The sequence below is a fragment of the uncultured Microbacterium sp. genome (assembly GCF_963521645.1).
GTDB lineage: Bacteria > Actinomycetota > Actinomycetes > Actinomycetales > Microbacteriaceae > Microbacterium.
This window is the reverse complement of the sequence record NZ_CAUQVQ010000051.1, coordinates 1-18,511: the sequence shown is the minus strand read 5'-3', so window position 1 is coordinate 18,511 and position 18,511 is coordinate 1. Positions and strand designations below refer to the sequence as shown.

The following is an 18,511-nucleotide window of genomic DNA, read 5'->3' as shown; positions in this document are numbered from 1 at the left end:
CTCGCAACGAAGGAGCGTATGCGTTCTGCAGTCCTTCGCTGCGAGAGATCTCCTTCGCAGCCTGCGTGGCGGGGGCTCAGCCGGCCACGCGGGCTGCCTGCCGAGCGGCGCCGAGTGCGACGTACTCGCCGGGTTCCGGCACCTCGACCGGCAGGCCGAGGATCTCGGGCGCGATGCGGCGCACCGCTTCCGATTGCGCGCCGCCGCCGATGAGCAGGGCTCGATCGAGCGGGATGCCGAGGTCTCGCAGTGCGTCGAGGCCCGCGCCGAGTCCCCGCAGCATCCCTTCGACGGCCGCTCGCGCGAGATTCGCCCTCGTGCTCGATGCGAGCGTCATGCCCGACAGGGATGCCGTGGCGTCCGGCAGGTTGGGTGTGCGCTCGCCTTCGAAGTAGGGGAGCAGCGTCAACCCGCCCGCGCCGGGATCGGCCTCGAGCGCCAGGTCGCTGAAGTCCGAGTGCGTCACCCCGAGCAGCGCAGCGGTCACGTCGATCACCCGAGCCGCGTTGAGCGTCGCGACGAGCGGCAGGAAGTTCCCCGTCGCGTCGGCGAAGCCCGCCACTGTTCCGGTCGGATCGCTCAGTGGCGCGGTGCTGACGGCGCAGACCGTTCCCGAGGTGCCGATCGACACGACCACGTCGCCGGGCACCGCGCCGAGCCCGAGAGCGGCCGCCGCGTTGTCACCGGCACCCGCGCCGACGCGCCGACCCGCGGCATCCGTCACCGCTTCGTCGGGCGACAGCACTCGCGGGAGGATCGCGTCGTGCCCGAGAGCGGCGACCAGCAGCTCGCGGTCGTACTCGCCCGTCGACGGATTCCAATACCCGGTGCCCGAGGCGTCCGACCGGTCTGTGACCAGTTCGTCGAGACGGGGGTTCTCCGGGCCGAAGCCGCGCAGCCGCCAGGTCAGCCAGTCGTGCGGCAGCGCCACCGCCGCCACGCGAGCGGCGTTCTCGGGTTCGTGATCGCGCAGCCAGCGCAGCTTCGTGATCGTGAAGGAGGCGACGGGCACGAGTCCGGTGCGCGTCGCGAGAGCGGATGCGCCGAACTCGTCGATCAGATCGCGGGCCGCTTTTGCCGAGCGCGTGTCGTTCCACAGCAGGGCGTCGCGGATCACTCGGCCCGACTCGTCGAGCACGACCATGCCGTGCTGCTGCCCGCCGATCGACCACGCAGCGACGTCGTCGAGCGACCCCGCGTCTGCGATGGCCGCGTCGAGAGCGCGCCACCACGCCTCGGGGTCGACCGATGTCCCCTCCGGGTGCGACGCCCGACCGGAGCGGACGACCGCTCCGGTCCGGGTGTCGACCACGACGGCCTTGCACGACTGGGTCGACGAGTCGACCCCGAGAACCAGCGGCATGACGATCAGCGAGCGCCGAGCAGGTGCTCGGTGGCGAGCTGCTGCAGGCGGACGAAGCCGAAGCCCTTGCCGCCGAAGTACGAGTTCGCGTCGAAGTCCTCATAGGCGGAGCGATCCGCGAGGAAGTCGTCGTAGCTCTCGCCGGGGTTGAGCGTCGGGGTGGACAGCTCGTCGACGCGGGCGGCGGCGAGGGCCTCCTGCACCTCGGGGTCGGCACGGAACGCGGCCGCGCGCTCCTTCAGCAGCAGGTAGGTGCGCATGTTCGCGGCGGCCGACTCCCACACGCCGTTCTCGTCTTCCGTGCGGCTCGGCTTGTAGTCGAAGTGGCGGGGGCCGTCATAGGCGGGCACGCCTCCGGGGCCGCCGTTCTCGAGCAGGTCGACGAGCGAGAAGGCGTTGTGCAGGTCGCCGTGACCGAACACGAGGTCCTGGTCGTACTTGATGCCGCGCTGCCCGTTGAGGTCGATGTGGAAGAGCTTGCCGTGGAACAGCGCCTGCGCGATGCCCGCGGTGAAGTTGAGTCCGGCCATCTGCTCGTGACCCACCTCGGGGTTCACCCCGACGAGCTCGGGCCGCTCGAGCGAGTCGATGAAGGCGATCGCGTGTCCGAGTGTCGGCAGCAGGATGTCGCCGCGCGGCTCGTTCGGCTTCGGCTCGATCGCGAAGCGGATGTCGTAGCCCTTGTCGGTCACGTAGTCGCCCAGCAGGTTCACGGCCTCGCGGTAGCGCTCCAGAGCCTGGCGGATGTCCTTCGCGGAGTCGTACTCGGCGCCCTCACGGCCGCCCCACATGACGAAGGTCTTCGCGCCGAGCTCGGCGCCGAGGTCGAGCTGGCGGAACACCTTGCGCAGGGCGTATCGACGCACGTCGCGGTCGTTCGAGGTGAAGCCGCCGTCCTTGAAGATCGGTGCGCTGAAGAGGTTGGTCGTGACCATGGGCACCACGATGCCCGTGTCGGCGAGCGCGCCCTTGAGGCGGTCGATCTGCGTCTGACGTTCGGCGTCGGTGGAGCCGAAGGCGAACAGGTCGTCGTCGTGGAACGTCAGACCGTAGGCGCCGAGCTCGGCGAGCTTCTCCACGGCGTGCACGACGTCGAGCGCCGGTCGGGTCGGACCTCCGAACGGGTCTGCTCCGTTGTAGCCGACGGTCCACAGACCGAAGGAGAACTTGTCGTCACGGGTGGGAGTGGGCATGTCTGCTCCTGTGCAGGTCAGCGGATAAGTTGTGATTGACAACATATCTCATGACAGCGGGAGCGTCCACCCCTTACAGTGAAGGGATGTCGTCCCCGCCGAGCCCCGCGCTGGGCACCCGTCCGCATAACCTGGCGCGTGTGCTCCGCCTCGTGCACGAGAACGGCGGCCAGTCCCGAGCGGCCCTGACCGAGCAGACGGGTCTGAACAGATCGACCATCGCGGATCTTGTCGCGGAGCTGGTCAGGCGGGGGCTCGTGGACGAGCGTGTGCCCGAGGTCCCGGGTCGTGTCGGCCGGCCCTCACCCGTGGTGACGGCATCCGCACGGTGCGTCGCGATCGCGGTGAACCCCGAGGTGGATGCGATCGAGATCGCGGCGGTCGGCCTCGACCGGAGCATCCTCGTGCGAGAACGCCTCGTCAACGAGAGCCTGCCGACGCCCGAGTCCGTCGCCGAGGTGATCGCCGGGCGCATCGACGCATGGCGCGAGGGGCCTCTCGCCGACGCGCGGATCGAAGCGGTCGGCGTCGCGGTTCCGGGCCTCGTCCGCGCCTCGGACGGCGTCGTGCGCAACGCGCCGCACCTGGGATGGATCGACGTGCCGCTCGCCCGACTCGTGCAGACCGCCACCGGCTGCCCGACGGCCGTTGGCAACGACGCCACATTGGGGGCGATCGCGGAGCATCGTTACGGCGCCGGCCGGGGCATCGACGACATCGTCTACCTCAATGGCGGAGCATCCGGCATCGGCGGCGGCCTGATCATCCGCGGCGAACCGGTCGCCGGAGCCGGCGGGTACGCCGGGGAGTTCGGCCAGAATCGCCCGCGCATCTCCGCCGATGACGATCGCCGGACCGCCGACGGCGTGCTCGAATCCGAAGTCAGCCGCGCACTGCTGCTCGATGCCGTGGGCCTCGGGGCCGCCGATGACGAGACACTCGATTCCGAACTGTCCAGGTCCGATACGGCGGCCGTGGCAGACGAGGTCACCCGCCAGGCGCATGTGCTCGCGAGCGCGCTGGCGAACGCGGTGAACGTCGTGAACCCGTCTCTCATCGTGCTGGGAGGTTTCCTGGCCACGATCGCCGAGCTGCGCGGTCAGCAGATCGACGACGACGTGCGCGCGCTCGCGATGGCCGAGAGCGCCGAACTGCTCGAGATACGCCCGGCCGCGCTGGGGGCCGATCGACTCCTGATCGGTGCGGCGGAGCTCGCGTTCGCCGATGTCCTCGCCGACCCCGGGGGAGCGGGACAGGTGGCGGCGTCCGCCTGATCGGCTGCGATCACGCGATACTGTGACTGGCACTGCGTTCGCGCGGCAGCCGTGGTCACGCGCGGAAGGACGGCACATGGCGCTCGATCCGAAGAAGACCCTCGACGCCTACAGGGCGCGGGCAGGAGAGTTCCGGCTCGTCGAGGTGCCCCCGATGCAGTACCTGATGATCGACGGCGCGGGTGATCCGAACGCGGCACCGGAATACGCCGAGGCCGTGTCGGCGCTGTTCCCCGTCGCCTACGCGCTCAAGTTCGCGAGCAGGGATCAGCTCGGCGTCGACACGGTCGTGATGCCCCTCGAGGGACTCTGGCACGCAGCGGACATGCAGGCCTTCACGACGCGGCGTGACAAGTCGGCGTGGCTGTGGACGCTCATGATCATGGTTCCCGACCACGTCACTCCTCACATGTTCCGTGCAGCCGTCGAGTCGGTCGCCGTGAAGCTCGCCAAGAAGCGGCAGCCGACCGCCGCCCTCCACGAGCTGCGCCTCGACACGCTGCAGGAGGGGCTCTGCGTGCAGACGCTGCACGTCGGGTCGTACGACGACGAGGCTCCCGTGCTCGACGACATGCATGACCGGTACATCCCCGAGAACGGGCTGCGCATGACCGGCCGGCATCACGAGATCTACCTCAGCGATGTCAGGCGCGTGGATGCCGTCCGGCTGCGCACGATCCTGCGGCAGCCCGTCGAGCGCATCGCCTGACCCGGTCCGCGCCCGGCGGCACGCTGCGGCGAGTGCGTGAGCTCCGGGGATATTCTGCTCTGATGGGCACCCCGAAAGACGTCGCGCGGTCGGCGCAGCGCTCCGACGGCTTCCGCCGCACGGCCCGCGCCGGATTCGTGGTGGTCGGGCTCGTGCACATCATCATCGGCGCGATCGCGGTCTCCATCGCCACGGGCGGCGGAGGGGACGCCGATCAGGACGGCGCGATGGAGGTGATCCGTGCGACGCCCGTCGGCGGGCTGCTCCTCGGCGTGGTCGCGGCAGCGCTGATAGCCCTCGCCGTCTGGGAGGTCGCCGGCGGACTGCTGTCGGCCAGCGACGACGACGCGCGCCGCTGGGGGACACGCCTCAAGATGATGGGCATCGCCGCCGCGTATCTCGTGATCGCCGGACTGGCGCTCGTGTTCGCGTTCGGCGGCAGCATCGAATCCGAGCAGACGATGCGCACTCTCAGCGCGGTGGTGCTCGCGATCCCCGGGGGCACGGTGCTGCTCATCGTCGTCGGTCTCAGCGTCGCAGGCGTGGGAGTGGGGTTCTTCGTGATCGGCCTCACCCGGGGCTTCCAGAAGACCATGGACATGCCGGACGGCCCCTCGCACTTCTGGATCGTCGCACTCGGCGCGGTCGGGTACCTGGCCAAGGGCATCGCGATCGCGGTGACGGGTGCGTTGTTCGTCGTGGCGGCGTGGACGCAGGATCCCGACAGGGCGTCGGGCCTCGACGGCGCGCTGCGCAGCATCACCGACCTGCCGTTCGGCGAGCCGCTGCTGTGGCTCGTCGGTGTGGGACTCGCGATCTACGGCGTCTTCTCGATCGTGCGCGCGCGCTTCGCGCACATGTGACCCCGGGCCGGGTCAGGCGCTCGCCGGCTTCTCAGATCAGCAGGAAGCGCCGAGCCCGATCATGAGGCCGCCTCCGGTCGCGCTCGCCAACAGCATGTGAGGCACCCCTAGCGCATCGCCTCGAAAAAAATTCTCGACCCGACCGTCATAAAACCCGCACGACATGGTCTGGGTATGTGACGGGCCGCCTCTGCGGCCCAGCACCGGGGACATTCATAGCACTGGGCAGCGCTCGCCGCGCCTCGTCGCGCCGCTCGCGGCGGGCGGAGGGCCTGCCGGGATAGGGACACTCATGAGCCTGCGCTCACACACTCACACGGCGTCACGAGCCGACGGCGCGCCGCGACGGCGCGCTCTCTCGCGTCTGTGCGGCATCCTCGCGGTGGCCGGCGTTCTCATCGCCGGGGGCACCCTCGCACCGGGCGCGGGGTCCACGGCCGCGGCGACGGTACCCGGCACCCCCGGCGTCACGCAGCCGGGCACACCGGTCTACACCGAGGACTTCTCGAACCAGAACGCCTCGCTCGTCGCCCTGCCGATCACCACCTATGTGGGCAGTGCGGCAGCCGCCAACTCCACCTACACGGCGTCGCCGCAGTACACGCCCGCGGGCAACCAGTGCAACGGGTGGATCATGAGCTCCGCGACTCCGACCGCGCCCGTCACCGACCTCGGATGCACCAACAACGTTTCGACGACATGGGTGACGCTGCAGCAGATGGCCGCCGCGCTCGGTACCGCGCAGGGCCAGACCGCCGCGCAGGCCTCGACCAACCAGGTGCTCACGTCGTACACGAACGCTCGCAACGGCGTGATCGCCGCCGGCACGCAGTTCCGCACGGTCAACACGATCCCCGCGATCGCCGGGCACTACTACGCCGTCTCGGCGTACTTCGCCGCGGTCAACTGCCCGGCGGCCGGAGGGGCGAATCAGCCGAAGGAGACGTTCAGCCTTCTCGTCAACAACAGCCCGATCGTGCTCAGCACCGGGCTCAACCCGTGCACGAACAACACGGTGTGGGCGACGCAGACGGCCAAGCTGCAGTCGGCCGCGTACCAGGTCCCGGTCGGCACGACCGCGAACCTCGGCCTCGAGCTCTACAACGCCACCGCGACCGGGTCCGGCAACGACGTCGCCTTCGACCTTCCGCAGATCGTCGATGTCACGCCGCAGCTCGACAAGGCGTTCAGCCCGACGCTGATCCTCAACGGCGCGACGTCGACGATGACGCTGACGGTGACCAACACGAGCGATCTGATGGCCAAGAACGACTGGTTCATCACCGACGCGCTGCCGGCGAACCTCCGGATCGCCGCGGTCCCCAACGTCGGCGGCACCTGCGCGAACTCGGCAGGAGCGCCCTACGTCGTCACGGCGCCCGCAGGCGGCACCACCGTCGCGGTGACCGGGGGAGACCTCGCACTGGGCCAGGCATCCTGCACGATCACGGTCGATGTCACGTCAACGGTCAACGGCACATACGTGAACGGCCCCGCCAACATCACGACCAACCTCAACCCGCCGTCGAACGCCGCCCTCGAGGTCATCCAGCCCTCGATCGACCTGGTCAAGACGTCGGACATCACCGAGTACGACGCGGTCGGCGACATCGCGACATACACCTTCGTCGCGACCAACACGACACCGAAGGCCCCGACCAACACGGTCGTGAACACCGACCTCACGAACGTGACGATCACGGAGGGCTCCTTCTCGGGCGTCGGCGACATGAGCGCGCTGGTGTGCGACAAGCCCGCACCCGTCACTCTCGCGAGCGGTGAGAAGCTGACCTGCACCGCCACGTATGCGGTGCAGCAGGCCGATCTCGATGCGGCTCCGCTCACCAACGTCGCTCGCGCCACGGGCACGCCGGCGACCGGACCGAACGTCACCGACACGGATGACGAGATCATCCCGGCCGTGTGGTCGCCCGAGATCGTGCTCGACAAGACCGCCTCGGTGGTCGACGTCGATCAGGACGGCGTGACCGGCCTCGGCGACCACATCATGTACGCCTTCGAGGTCACGAACACGGGCAACGTCACGGTCGACGACATCGCGGTCGTCGACGATCTCCTGACGCAGTTCGCCATCACCGTCACCTGCACTCCGACCACGATCGCGCCCACTCAGGTCTCGCAGTGCGTCGCGGACGCGCCCTACGTGATCTCGCAGGCCGATGTCGACGCGAAGCTCGTGATCAACACCGCGTTCTCTACGGGAACCGACCCTGACGGCGGCCCCGTGCAGTCGAACGAGGACAGCACGGAGACCCCGATCGAGCCCTTCCGGATCCCGCTGCAGATCGAGAAGATCGGCGAATCGTCCGCCGGCGGGTGGGTGCGCATGGACGGCTCGTCGTTCGAGGTGCTCGAAGACGTCGACGGCGCACCGGGGGATCCGCTCCCGTTCACGATCGCGGACGTCGAGACGGGCCTGTTCCAGATCGACAGCATCCCGGCCGGCACCTACTGGCTGAGCGAGCTGACGGCGCCCGACGGCTTCAGCCTGTTGGCGGAGCCCGTGCAGTTCACCATCAACCCCGACCGCACCGTCAGCATCGGCGCCGGAGGCGGCGAAGCGGTGACCGCAGCCGGGCAGATCATCACGGTGCGCGACGTGCCGGCGATGCTCCTTCCGACCACCGGGGGGACGGGCGCCCTGCCCTACATCCTCGCCGGTTCCCTCACCGTCGTCGCTGCGGGCGGCTGGGCGTTGCTCGCCCGTCGCCGTCAGACCCGTGCCGACGCGCAGGACACGCAGATCTGATCTGCATCCCGAACATCACCACCAGAACCCCCGGGGAGACCCGGTCTACCGAGAGAGAGACACAGTGAACACCATCATCGAGCGACGCGCGCCCCGCGTTGCGGCAGGCCTGCTCGTCGCAGGCGTCGCCGCGCTGACCCTCGCGGCTCCCGCGAGCGCCGCGACCCCGAACCTCGTCGATCCGGATGCGGTGGGCTCGCTCACGATCCACAAGTTCGAAGCGCCCGAGACTCCGACCGGGCTCCCGAACGACGGCACCGAGCAGAACGTCGCGCTCGACCCGCTCGCGGGCGTCGGCTTCACGGTCTACAAGGTCGACACGGTCGACCTCACCACCAACCAGGGATGGGTCGACGCGAGCGACCTCGCCGACCTCGCCCCTGACAGCGTCGCCGACATCACCGCGGCGGGGTACACCGCGAGCGCGATCGGCGGCGAGACGCTCACCGACGCGAACGGTGAGATCGCCCTGAACGGCCTGGACCTCGGTCTGTACTTCGTCGTCGAGACCGCGCCGCTGGCAGGTTCCACCGGTGTCGCGCCGTTCCTGGTCACGGTGCCGCTCACCGATCCGGCCGACGACGACAACTGGCTGTACGACGTGCACGTGTACCCGAAGAACGCCCTGACCGAGGTGACCAAGACGGTCGAGGATTCCGAGGACGTCAAGCTCGGCGACGAGATCGACTTCACCATCACGGGTGACATCCCGAACGTGGCCGTGATCGACGGGTACAAGATCGTCGACACCCTCGACGCCAAGCTCGACTACGTCTCGGCCGCGGTGACGCTCGTCGACGGCACGCCTCTCGCAGCCGCCGACTACACCATCGCGTACGACGCCGCCACGCGTGCCGTCACGGTCGAGTTCACCGCATCCGGCCGCACGCTGCTCGCAGCTCACCCTGCGACCGAGGTGCAGGTCGTCCTCACCGCCACGGTCAACACCGTGGGCGAGATCGCCAACACGGCCGTGCTCTACCCGAACGCCGGTTCGTACACGGTCACCCCCGGCCAGCCCGGCGGACCCACCGTGACGCCCGAGGTCATCACCAAGTGGGGCGACCTCACGGTCGAGAAGACCGACAAGGCCGGCACCCCGCTGACCGGTGCGGTGTTCTCCGTCTACCCGACGCAGCAGGACGCGACCGACGGCACCAACCCGATCACGCTGGGCGGGGCGACCGAGTTCGCGGTCGCCGCCGACGGCACCGTGACCCTGTCGGGTCTGCGCTACTCCGACTGGGCCGACAACGCCACCGTCGCCCCGGGCGACGCGGGATACCAGACCTACTGGCTCGCCGAGGTCGTCGCTCCTGACGGCTACGAGCTGTTGGCCGCCCCGATCGAGTTCACGATCACGGCCGCCACCACCGCGGTGGGCGTCGACCTCGAGGTCGTCAACGTGCCCTCCAACGCCGGGTTCACGCTGCCGATGACCGGTGGCGCGGGAACGACCCTGTTCCTCGCCGGTGGCGTCATGCTCCTCGCCGGAGCAGTCCTGCTCGCCGTCCGCACCCGCCGCAAGGCGACCGCAGAGGCGTAACGAGGACCGGCCGTGCGGGGGAGGTGTCGAGACCCTTCCCCGCACGGTCCATTCGCCCGGGCGCTCCGCCCCGGCGCCTCCGATCCATCGCACGACCCACGCACCGCCCGACCCACCCGGAGACCCCCCATGACCCTCGTCGACACACCGATACCGGATGCCCCCGCCCGGTCGCGAGTCCGCGCGCGGCACGCACGGTGGGGGTGGAGTCAGACGATCATCGTGCTGATCGCGACCATCGGGATCAGCGTTCTCGTCTACCCGATCGCCGCGTCGTGGTTCTCGGCGTGGAGCCACGACACCGCCGTCGACGGCTACGTCTCGTCGGTCGAGCAGATCCCGAGCGCCGAACTCGCGGAGATGCTCGAGGGCGCAGAGACCTACAACCGGAATCTGCCCACGGGCCCGTTGCGCGATCCTTATGCGCTGGGTGCAGACGGCCAGCAGACCGCGATCGGCGAGGGGACGGCGGCCTACTTCGACACGCTCGCGACTGAGGGCACCGAGGCGATGGCGCGCGTGCGCATCCCCGCGATCCACACCGATCTCCCGATCTTCCACGGCACCGGCGAAGATGTGCTCGCGCGGGGGATCGGCCACCTCTACGGGTCCTCGCTGCCGGTGGGGGGACCGGGCACACACTCGGTGCTCACCGGTCATAACGGATTCGTGCAGGCCACTCTCTTCGACGACATCGATGAACTGGTCGAGGGCGACCTCATCATCGTCACGACGCTTGGTGAAGACCTCTACTACGAGGTGGACAGCATCGAGACCGTCCTTCCGGATGACACGGAGGCGCTGCGCCGCGTGCCGGGCAAGGACTATGTCACGCTCGTCACGTGCACGCCGACGGGCGTCAACACGCATCGGCTCCTCGTGCGCGCCGAACGAGTCGACGCCCCGACCGACCAAACGGCTGTCACCACCATCGCCGACACCACCGATCCGGCGGGATTCCCGTGGTGGGCGCTTCTCGTGGTCGGGGTTCCCGCCCTCACCGCGGTCGTCGTGATGCCACGCCGACGTGGCCGGCGCGAGCGCGACGTCGCCGCGTCGAGGACGCCGTGACGACCGGGCTCCTCTCGACGCCGGTCGGGGGCGAGGCGGCGGCGGAGCAGGTCACGCCGCATGCGGTCGCCCCGCACCCGAGCGCGACGCGAAACCGGGGGCGGGGCCGTTCCCGACTGCTGGTGGCCAGCATCGCGCTCGTCACGCTCGGCATGAGCTCCTTGGTGGCCTCGACGGTCGCCCCCGATGCTGTCGACCGCGTCACCGGAGTCGTGAAGGTCGCCGTGCAGGAACAGCTCCGGCAGGTTTTCGCGCCGGATGCGCTCCCCGAGCTCCGGCTCGGGGGAGAGGGCGGACTCGTGCAGCTCGATGAGTGCGATGGGACGTTCACCGAGATGGTCAGCTATCGGCGCGACGGCGTCCCGCCGTTGTTCGCCGCGCACAACAACTGCGGAGGTGACATCATCCTCGGCTGGGAAATCGGCCAGCGGGTCACGGTCGAGGGGTCCGACGTCGTCTACGAAGTGGTCGAGGAACGCCACACTCCCAAGTGGTCCGATCTCGACGCGCTGGTCGGCATGTCCGGCGAGTTCATGGTGCAGACGTGCTTCTACGGAGAGAACCGCATGCGATTCCTGGCGCTGGCGCGAGTCGATCCGCAGCCGGATCAGTGAGCTCGACGATCTCTCGCCGGCGCCCCGGACCTCGGGAGCGGCATGGATGACACGCAGCTCTTCGACGACGCGGCGTACCGGGGCGAGTCGGAGCTGCCGACGGACGGTCAGATCGTGACCGCCGTGCGCGAGGGGGACACCCGGCACTTCGCTCTGCTGTGGATCCGTCATGCGGACGCCGCGCGATGCATCGCGGAGTCGATCGCACCGACGATCGATCCCGACGATCTCGTGAGCGAGGCCTTCGCCGCGATCCTGCGGGTCACGCGCTCCGGGGGAGGTCCGAGCGACGCCTTCCGCCCGTATCTCATCGCCGCCGTGCGCAACACCGCCGCCCGCTGGGCCCGCTGGCACGACGTGCTGCCGCTGGACGGTCTCTCCGAAGATGAACTCGCGCAGGGGGAGCCCGACGCCATCGAACGCGTGTCGGAACGGTCGGTCGTCGTCGCTGCCCTCCGCACGCTGTCGCCGCGTCACAGAACTCTCCTGTGGCACCTCACCGTGGAGGGTATGAAACCACGCGAACTGGCCCCGCTGATGGGCATGACGCCCAACGCCGTCTCGGTCCTGGCCTTCCGCGCTCGCGACGGTTTCCGCAGGGCATGGCTCGACGGTCAGCGCGACGGGGCGGAACCCGGGGCGTGGACGAAGGCGCTCCCATGAGGGAGGGGCCGCTTCCGGGCGGCCCGGTCGCTCACACGGCGCGCCGCGTGGGGGCCGAGAGGCGCAGCCAGAGCCACAGCCGTGTGTCGGGTGAATCCAGATCGATGCCCAGTTCGGTGCGCACGACGTCGAGTCTGTAGCGCACGGTGTTCTGGTGCACGTGCAGCGCCGCTGCCGTCTCGCGCACGTTCCCGAGCAGGTCGAGATACGTCCGCAGAGTGCGCGACAGGTCGGTGCCGTGAGCGGCGTCGTGATGCGCGATGATGCTCGCGGCATCCCCGACCGCGGCATCCATGCCCTCGATGATGTCGGTCACCTGCAGGACGGCCAGTCGATCGCGCATCTCCCCGAACGTCGCCAGGCGCGCGGTACCGGTCCGAGCGGTGCTGCGCTGCGCGTCCATGAGTGCGCCCACCGCCGCGCTGGCCTCTCGGTGCGACCTCGCGATCCCGGCGAAATCGTGCACCTGGCTGCCGATCCCGGCGAGCAGGGCGGTGTCGGTGCGGATGACCGAGTGCGCGAAGCTCTGCACGCGCGACGCGGCCGCACCGGGGATCAGCGTCACCGCCTGGGTGCCGATCACCGCGCTGTGCGAGCCGGGGAAGGCGGCACTCGAGACGCTGATCGCGAGGTGGAGCAGTCGGTGTATTCCCCGCACGGCCTCGACCTCGTCGAACGTGTCGACGCGGAAGCAGACGACCGTGCATCCCGCCTCCGGGCGTATCAGCAACTGCGACGCCGCGCTGCGCGCGTGACGATCGTCTTCGATCAGCGTGCGCAACAGCCCGGAATTGCGCTGATCGCGATCGGCTGCGTCTTCGCGTGCCCGCAGCAGGTGCTGGGCGGCGATCGGTTCCATCTCCTCGAGAAGCGTCTGCGTCCGCGGCGCGAGCTCGGGATCGATCTGGATCACCCAGATCGATCCGAGGAGCTCACCCGAGGCGCGGACCGCGATCCCGACGCGACCGAACTGATCGGTGTCCGAAGGGAAGTGCCGTGACGTCGGCGCCCGCAGCAGGCCCTGATAGTCCGCGTCCCGCGAGATCGGCACCTCTTCCTGGAGCATGAGCGTCGTGCGCCGGCGGATGTCGTCGATGGGCTGGTCGGCGTGCGTGGAGTACCCGACGACCTGACCCGCCGCGTCCACGATGCTCGTGGCGCCCTCCGTGAGTGTGGCCAGCGCGTTCGCCAGGCCGAACAGGTCGCCCAGCCGCACTCCCGTCATGTGACCGACGGAGTGGGCGCTCAGCAGCGAGCGGAGCACCGTGGCGAGCTGCGCCCAGTCCGCATCGTGGTGGCTCAGGATCGGGGTTCGGGCGGCGGGGCGGTCGATCGACGGACGTTCGTCCGTGCTCGAGGTACGGCGGATGACGAGCGCTGCCGCCCCGCCGGAGTCGAGTGCTGCGGCCAGCGTGCCGAGGTCGCCGAACGGAATGCCTGCCGCCAGGACGATGTGATCGCGGTAGTCGTCGACGGGGACGTCCGGGTCGTAGAAGTCGACTCCTGTGTACGTCCTCGCATGTGCCGTCGAGTCGGCCGACAAGGGGGTCACGATCCCGTCCGAGACCGTCAACGCTTCGTGAAGTGTCGGAATACCGCTATGTGGCACTCCCGGTACTGAATGCATGGACAGTCCTCCATCTAGAGTCGTCAACTGCCATAGGAATCTACATATCGGTTATACCGGTGTCCCGCAAGACTGGAAGGACGAAGGCGACGGGCACCGCGTGGCCACCCGACCCGTAGTCCTCGTACACAGCCCAGCTGGATTCCGGGCATCGCCGCCCCGACGGGACCCCACATGAACCTCTCACCGCCTTCCCCACTGCGCAGATCGATGTCGATCATCGCATCGGCTGTCGTCCTGGTCGCTCTCGTCACCGCTTGCTCCGTCCCGACCGCGGCACCGCCGACGACGGTCGACGAACCCACCATGGATGCCGTCCCCGAGGCGGTCGCACTCCTGCCCGAAGACACGCGGCAGCGCGGCACGCTGCGTGTCGCGATCCCCACCAACGAGCCGCCCACGCAGTTCTATCGCGAGGGCACCCAGGAGATGACGGGGATCAATCCCGACATCGCCCGCCTGCTCGCCGGCGCCCTGGGCATGGACCTCGCCATCGAGGTCACCACGTTCGAGACGATCATCCCCGGCATGAGCGCCGGTCGGTACGACCTGACGGTCTCGTCGATGACGCCGACCGAAGAACGCATGGAGCAGCTCGACTTCGTCGACTACGTGCAGATGGGCAGCGCGCTCGCCGTGCCCACCGGCAACCCTCGCGGGATCAGCTTCGACACCCTCTGCGGAAGGCGGGTGGCCGTGCTCAAGGGGTCGTACCAGCTGACCGCCAACATTCCCGATCTCGACGCGGCCTGCACCGGTGCAGGGGAGGAGGCGCTGGAGGTCCTGCAGTTCCAGGACACGCGGCAGGCCGTCTCCGCGCTGCTGAGCGATCGAGCCGATGTCGTCTACGCCGACTCGCCGATCCTCGGCCATGCGGTCTCCCAGGACCCTCGGCTGGAGATCGGGGAGGAGAACGACGTCGCGCCCGTCGCGGTCGGCATCCCGCACGAGGCAGGAACGCTCGATGCGGTCGCCACGGCGCTCGCCGCCGTGATCGCGTCGTCCGAGTATCAGAGCGTGCTCGCGCAGTACGGGCTCGAGTCGATGGCGATCAGCGAAGCCCGCGTCAACGTGCCTCAGGGATGACCGCCATGGACCCCCTCACGTCGAACGCAGGCAGCGGCACGGGACTCCCGCAGACGCTCACGTCGCTCGAGGTCCAGAAGCGGCGGCACATCGGCGTCCTGATCGGAGGCGTGCTGCTCTGCCTGGCCGTCGCCTTCTTCCTCGCGGATGTCGCCACGAACCCGCGTTTCGGCTGGCCGGTCGTGGCCGCGTACCTGTTCGACCCGCTGGTGCTGCAGGGGATGCTCCTCACGCTCGTGCTGACCGTGGTCTCCATGACCGCGGGAATCGTCCTCGGCGTCGGTCTCGCCATCATGCGCGTCTCGGGCAACCCCGTGTTCGCGGGCGTGAGCGGTGCGTACGTGTGGTTCTTCCGCGGGACGCCGCTGCTCGTGCAGCTCATCTTCTGGTACAACATCGCAGCCCTGTATCCGGTCATCGCCCTCGGGCTGCCGTTCGGCGGACCCAGCATCGTGCTCGGCTCGGCGAACGTGCTCATCACGCCCCTGGGCGCCGCTCTGCTCGGACTCTCCCTGAACGAGGCGGCGTACATGGCCGAGATCATCCGCAGCGGCATCTCCTCGGTCGATGAGGGGCAGCTCGATGCGGGACGGGCGCTGGGGATGACTCGGAGCACGCTGCTGCGCAGAGTGATCCTGCCGCAGGCGATGCGCGTCGTGATCCCGCCGACGGGGAACCAGGTCATCTCGATGCTCAAGGGCACATCGCTCGTGAGCGTGCTGGCGATCACCGACCTCCTGTATGCGGTGCAGTCGATCTACTCCCTCAACTACGAGGTGATCCCGCTGCTGCTCGTGGCGTGCATCTGGTACCTCGTGCTCACGACCGTGCTCAGCCTCGTGCAGTCGCGACTCGAGGAGCGATACGGCCGTGGGTTCGGTCCGCGGCGGAGGGCGCGCTCCCACAAGGCGAAGGAGGTCGTCGCATGACCGCGAACATGGTCGAGATCCGAGGGGTGCGCAAGTCCTTCGGGCACACGCCCGTGCTGACCGACGTGTCGCTCGCGGTGCCGGCGGGATCGGTCACGTGCCTGATCGGCCCGAGCGGATCGGGCAAGACGACGCTGCTGCGCTGCGTGAACCGCCTGGAGACCGTCGACGCCGGCATCATCCTCGTCGACGGAGAGCTGGTCGGGGCGACGCGCCACCGCGGTCGACTGATCGAGGCCAGGGAGTCCGCGATCGCCCGCACCCGGCGGCACACCGGCATGGTGTTCCAGCGGTTCAACCTGTTCCCCCATCGCACGGTGCTCGAGAACGTCATCGAAGGACCCACTCAGGTGCTCGGGCGCCCCCGTGCCGAGGCGATCGGGGAGGCCATGGTGCTTCTCGAGCGCGTCGGACTCGCCGACAAGGCCCCGGCCTACCCGCAGGAGCTGTCCGGCGGGCAGCAGCAGCGCATCGCGATCGCGAGGGCGCTGGCGATGACGCCGAAGCTCATGCTGTTCGACGAGCCGACCTCCGCCCTCGATCCGGAGCTGGTGGGAGAGGTCCTCTCGGTCATGCGAGATCTTGCGGTCGACGGGATGACGATGATGGTCGTCACCCACGAGCTCGGCTTCGCCCGAGAGGTCAGCGATCAGGTCGTGTTCATGGCCGGTGGCGTGGTCGTCGAGAGCGGCATGCCGGAGGAAGTCCTCACCAGTCCGCAGCACGACCGCACGCAGTCTTTCCTCGCCAGGATCCTGTCGTGAATCCCCCCACCCACACAGGAGAGTGCGCCATGCGCGACATCCACAGCATCGACGACCTCGCACGCCGCGCCAAGAGGCGGTTGCCGGGCATGGTGTACGACTTCATCGAGGGGGGAGCTCTCGATGAGCTCACCCTGCGCCGAAACCGCGAGGCGCTCGAGGCTCAGCTGCTCCCCCAGCGGGTCCTCGTCGACACCTCGCAGCGCCACGCGACGGCGAGCATCCTCGGAACCCGTCTCGACCTTCCCCTGGTCGTCTCCCCGATGGGTCTTCTGACGGTATGCCACCCCGACGCCGACGTGGCCATCGCGCGGGCAGCCGCGGCCGCAGGCAGTGTCTTCGTGCACAGCCCGTGGTCCGGCTGCTCGCTCGAAGAAGTGGCGGATGCCGCGCCAGGGCGTGTGTGGTCGCAGATCGCCTTCTGGAACGACGCCTCCGAGACCGAGCGTCATATCGATCGCGCCGAGGCGCTGAACATCGAGACCCTCGTCGTGGCGGGAGACGTCGCCGTCTCGAGCAAGCGGGACCGCGATCTGCGGCACGGCTCCGGCATGCCGCCTCGACCGCCGCTGCGCGACATCGTCGACACCGCCCTCCACCCCGGATGGGTGCTGCGGTGGCTGCTCGGGCGCCGCATGACCTGGGGGACGTATCGGATCGACGGTCGCCCCATCCGCATGCGGGAGATGGACGCGTGGATGGAGCGGAACTCGAATCAGTCGGCGAGCTGGGACGACATCGCGCGCTTGCGCGGTCGGTGGAAGGGGAACCTCGTCGTGAAGGGAGTGATGAACCACGTGGACGCGCGGCTGGCGATCGATCATGGGGTCGACGGCGTCTTCGTGTCGAACCACGGGGGTCGGCAGTTCGATGGACAGATCGCGACGATCGAGGCCCTTCCCGCGGTCGTCGACGCGATCGACGGCCGGGCCGCGGTGATCATGGACGGCGGCATCCGTCGGGGCGGAGACATCGCCAAGACGCTGTCTCTGGGGGCGGATGCCGCCGCCGCCGGACGGCCCTTCGCGCTGGGACTGGCCGCGGGAGGCGAACGAGGAGCCCGACGGGCGTTCGAGCTGCTGCACGATGAGCTGCTCACCGTCATGGGCTTCCTCGGCGTGTCTCGGATCGAGGGACTGTCGGAATCCCTGCGGGCGCCTGACGGCCCGCGCGACGACATCGAGGTCGCCTCATGAGCGCCGCGCTCACGCGCTCGTCCTGGCGTGTCGACGCGGACCTCAGTGACGACGATCTGATCGCGGCCACGCGTGCCGGCGACGGCAACGCTTATGGAGTGCTCTGGGACCGGCATTCGCCGGCCGCGATGCGGGTCGCGCGCGCGATCACGAGTTCGATCGACCCCGACGATCTCGTCAGCGAGGCGTTCGCCAAGACCCTCAGCGCGATCAGGAACGGCGGCGGCCCGACCGACGCTTTCCGCCCGTACCTGTTCGCGGCCGTGCGCAGCGCGGCAGCGACCTGGGGCGGCAGACAGAAGGACATCGCGCTCGAGTACATCGACGAGCTGCCGGTCGACGACGCCGAGGACTCGCTCGACGTGATGTCGGACCGGGCGCTCGTGGTCTCGGCGTTCAAGGACCTGCCCGAACGCTGGCGCACCCTGCTGTGGTACCTCGAAGTCGAGGGCATGAAGCCGCGCGAGGTGGCTCCGCTGATGGGGCTCAGCCCGAACGCCGTCTCGGTGCTCGCTGCCCGCGCCCGCGAGGGCTTCAAGACCGCCTGGTTGCAGGCGCACATCGCAGCACCCGAGCGTGATCCCGAGTGCCGCTGGACGTGCGAGCGCATCATCGCCCACAGTCGTCGTCGACGTATCGCCCGCGCCGACCGAGCACGTTTCGACGCGCATCTCGAGAGCTGCCGTCAGTGCACGATCGCGAGCGTCGAGGTCAGCGAGGCGTCGTCGAAGCTCCGTGCCGTGCTGCTCCCGCTGATCATCGGCGGGCCGGCGGCGGCGTTGTACTCGGCGGGCTCGCCCGCCCCGGCGTCGGCGTCGGTCGCGGCCTCGGAGGGGGCGAAGC

General features: G+C 69.2%; 16 protein-coding genes. 13 read left to right on the top strand and 3 right to left on the bottom strand.

Annotated features, from left to right (window positions below; translation table 11 throughout):
• Positions 1 to 76: 76 nt before the first annotated feature.
• Positions 77 to 1,363: a xylulokinase gene (gene xylB, locus RWO82_RS11155; protein WP_314426890.1), complete on the bottom strand. Its 1,287-nt coding sequence runs from the start codon at positions 1,361 to 1,363 to the stop codon at positions 77 to 79.
• A gap of 5 nt (positions 1,364 to 1,368) precedes the next feature.
• A complete protein-coding gene (xylA, locus tag RWO82_RS11150) occupies positions 1,369 to 2,556 on the bottom strand; it encodes a xylose isomerase (protein WP_314426888.1) in 1,188 nt (395 codons plus the stop codon).
• A gap of 86 nt (positions 2,557 to 2,642) precedes the next feature.
• Between xylA and RWO82_RS11145 the strand changes: the two genes are divergently transcribed.
• From RWO82_RS11145 to RWO82_RS11110, 8 genes are all read left to right on the top strand, one after another.
• Positions 2,643 to 3,830 (top strand): ROK family transcriptional regulator, encoded by a 1,188-nt coding sequence (locus RWO82_RS11145; RefSeq protein WP_314426885.1) that lies wholly within the window; start codon positions 2,643 to 2,645, stop codon positions 3,828 to 3,830.
• A gap of 76 nt (positions 3,831 to 3,906) precedes the next feature.
• Positions 3,907 to 4,539: a GyrI-like domain-containing protein gene (locus tag RWO82_RS11140; protein ID WP_314426883.1), complete on the top strand. Its 633-nt coding sequence runs from the start codon at positions 3,907 to 3,909 to the stop codon at positions 4,537 to 4,539.
• 62 nt (positions 4,540 to 4,601) lie between these two features.
• A complete protein-coding gene (locus RWO82_RS11135; RefSeq protein ID WP_314426880.1) occupies positions 4,602 to 5,402 on the top strand; it encodes a DUF1206 domain-containing protein in 801 nt (266 codons plus the stop codon).
• A gap of 292 nt (positions 5,403 to 5,694) precedes the next feature.
• Positions 5,695 to 8,172, top strand: a complete 2,478-nt coding sequence (locus RWO82_RS11130; protein ID WP_314426877.1) for a SpaA isopeptide-forming pilin-related protein — start codon at positions 5,695 to 5,697, stop codon at positions 8,170 to 8,172.
• 64 nt (positions 8,173 to 8,236) lie between these two features.
• A complete protein-coding gene (locus tag RWO82_RS11125; protein WP_314426874.1) occupies positions 8,237 to 9,718 on the top strand; it encodes a SpaH/EbpB family LPXTG-anchored major pilin in 1,482 nt (493 codons plus the stop codon).
• A gap of 129 nt (positions 9,719 to 9,847) precedes the next feature.
• Complete coding sequence (locus RWO82_RS11120; protein WP_314426872.1) at positions 9,848 to 10,789, top strand: class C sortase; 942 nt, start codon at positions 9,848 to 9,850, stop codon at positions 10,787 to 10,789.
• Positions 10,786 to 11,403, top strand: coding sequence for a hypothetical protein (locus tag RWO82_RS11115; protein ID WP_314426870.1), 618 nt, complete (start codon positions 10,786 to 10,788; stop codon positions 11,401 to 11,403). Before RWO82_RS11120 ends, RWO82_RS11115 begins: the two co-directional genes overlap by 4 nt.
• A gap of 42 nt (positions 11,404 to 11,445) precedes the next feature.
• Positions 11,446 to 12,066, top strand: coding sequence for a sigma-70 family RNA polymerase sigma factor (locus RWO82_RS11110; RefSeq protein WP_314426868.1), 621 nt, complete (start codon positions 11,446 to 11,448; stop codon positions 12,064 to 12,066).
• A 31-nt stretch (positions 12,067 to 12,097) separates the two neighbouring features.
• Here RWO82_RS11110 and RWO82_RS11105 read toward each other — a convergent pair whose 3' ends face one another.
• Positions 12,098 to 13,618, bottom strand: coding sequence for a helix-turn-helix domain-containing protein (locus RWO82_RS11105; protein WP_314426866.1), 1,521 nt, complete (start codon positions 13,616 to 13,618; stop codon positions 12,098 to 12,100).
• A gap of 285 nt (positions 13,619 to 13,903) precedes the next feature.
• Between RWO82_RS11105 and RWO82_RS11100 the strand changes: the two genes are divergently transcribed.
• The 5 genes from RWO82_RS11100 to RWO82_RS11080 all read left to right on the top strand — a co-directional run.
• Entirely contained in the window at positions 13,904 to 14,779 is an 876-nt protein-coding gene (locus RWO82_RS11100; RefSeq protein ID WP_314426863.1) for a transporter substrate-binding domain-containing protein, read from the top strand.
• Positions 14,780 to 14,784: 5 nt separating this feature from the next.
• Positions 14,785 to 15,708 (top strand): amino acid ABC transporter permease, encoded by a 924-nt coding sequence (locus RWO82_RS11095; protein ID WP_314426861.1) that lies wholly within the window; start codon positions 14,785 to 14,787, stop codon positions 15,706 to 15,708.
• Complete coding sequence (locus tag RWO82_RS11090) at positions 15,705 to 16,472, top strand: amino acid ABC transporter ATP-binding protein (protein ID WP_314426859.1); 768 nt, start codon at positions 15,705 to 15,707, stop codon at positions 16,470 to 16,472. The genes RWO82_RS11095 and RWO82_RS11090 overlap by 4 nt, the downstream gene beginning before the upstream one ends.
• 29 nt (positions 16,473 to 16,501) lie before the next feature.
• On the top strand, positions 16,502 to 17,668 hold the full coding sequence (locus tag RWO82_RS11085) for an alpha-hydroxy acid oxidase (protein WP_314426856.1): 1,167 nt from the start codon (positions 16,502 to 16,504) through the stop codon (positions 17,666 to 17,668).
• Positions 17,665 to 18,511: sigma-70 family RNA polymerase sigma factor (locus tag RWO82_RS11080; protein WP_314426855.1), on the top strand; the 847-nt coding region annotated here is incomplete at its 3' end. The genes RWO82_RS11085 and RWO82_RS11080, both read left to right, overlap by 4 nt.

What these genes read in the sequence shown, in the direction of transcription:
- xylB (WP_314426890.1), bottom strand. Translation starts at nt 1,363, where the DNA reads ATGCCGCTGGTTCTCGGGGTCGACTCGTCGACCCAGTCGTGCAAGGCC.
- RWO82_RS11100 (WP_314426863.1), top strand. Translation starts at nt 13,904, where the DNA reads ATGTCGATCATCGCATCGGCTGTCGTCCTGGTCGCTCTCGTCACCGCT.
- xylA (WP_314426888.1), bottom strand. Translation starts at nt 2,556, where the DNA reads ATGCCCACTCCCACCCGTGACGACAAGTTCTCCTTCGGTCTGTGGACC.
- RWO82_RS11090 (WP_314426859.1), top strand. Translation starts at nt 15,705, where the DNA reads ATGACCGCGAACATGGTCGAGATCCGAGGGGTGCGCAAGTCCTTCGGG.
- RWO82_RS11130 (WP_314426877.1), top strand. Translation starts at nt 5,695, where the DNA reads ATGAGCCTGCGCTCACACACTCACACGGCGTCACGAGCCGACGGCGCG.
- RWO82_RS11135 (WP_314426880.1), top strand. Translation starts at nt 4,602, where the DNA reads ATGGGCACCCCGAAAGACGTCGCGCGGTCGGCGCAGCGCTCCGACGGC.
- RWO82_RS11145 (WP_314426885.1), top strand. Translation starts at nt 2,643, where the DNA reads ATGTCGTCCCCGCCGAGCCCCGCGCTGGGCACCCGTCCGCATAACCTG.
- RWO82_RS11085 (WP_314426856.1), top strand. Translation starts at nt 16,502, where the DNA reads ATGCGCGACATCCACAGCATCGACGACCTCGCACGCCGCGCCAAGAGG.
- RWO82_RS11110 (WP_314426868.1), top strand. Translation starts at nt 11,446, where the DNA reads ATGGATGACACGCAGCTCTTCGACGACGCGGCGTACCGGGGCGAGTCG.
- RWO82_RS11140 (WP_314426883.1), top strand. Translation starts at nt 3,907, where the DNA reads ATGGCGCTCGATCCGAAGAAGACCCTCGACGCCTACAGGGCGCGGGCA.
- RWO82_RS11095 (WP_314426861.1), top strand. Translation starts at nt 14,785, where the DNA reads ATGGACCCCCTCACGTCGAACGCAGGCAGCGGCACGGGACTCCCGCAG.
- RWO82_RS11120 (WP_314426872.1), top strand. Translation starts at nt 9,848, where the DNA reads ATGACCCTCGTCGACACACCGATACCGGATGCCCCCGCCCGGTCGCGA.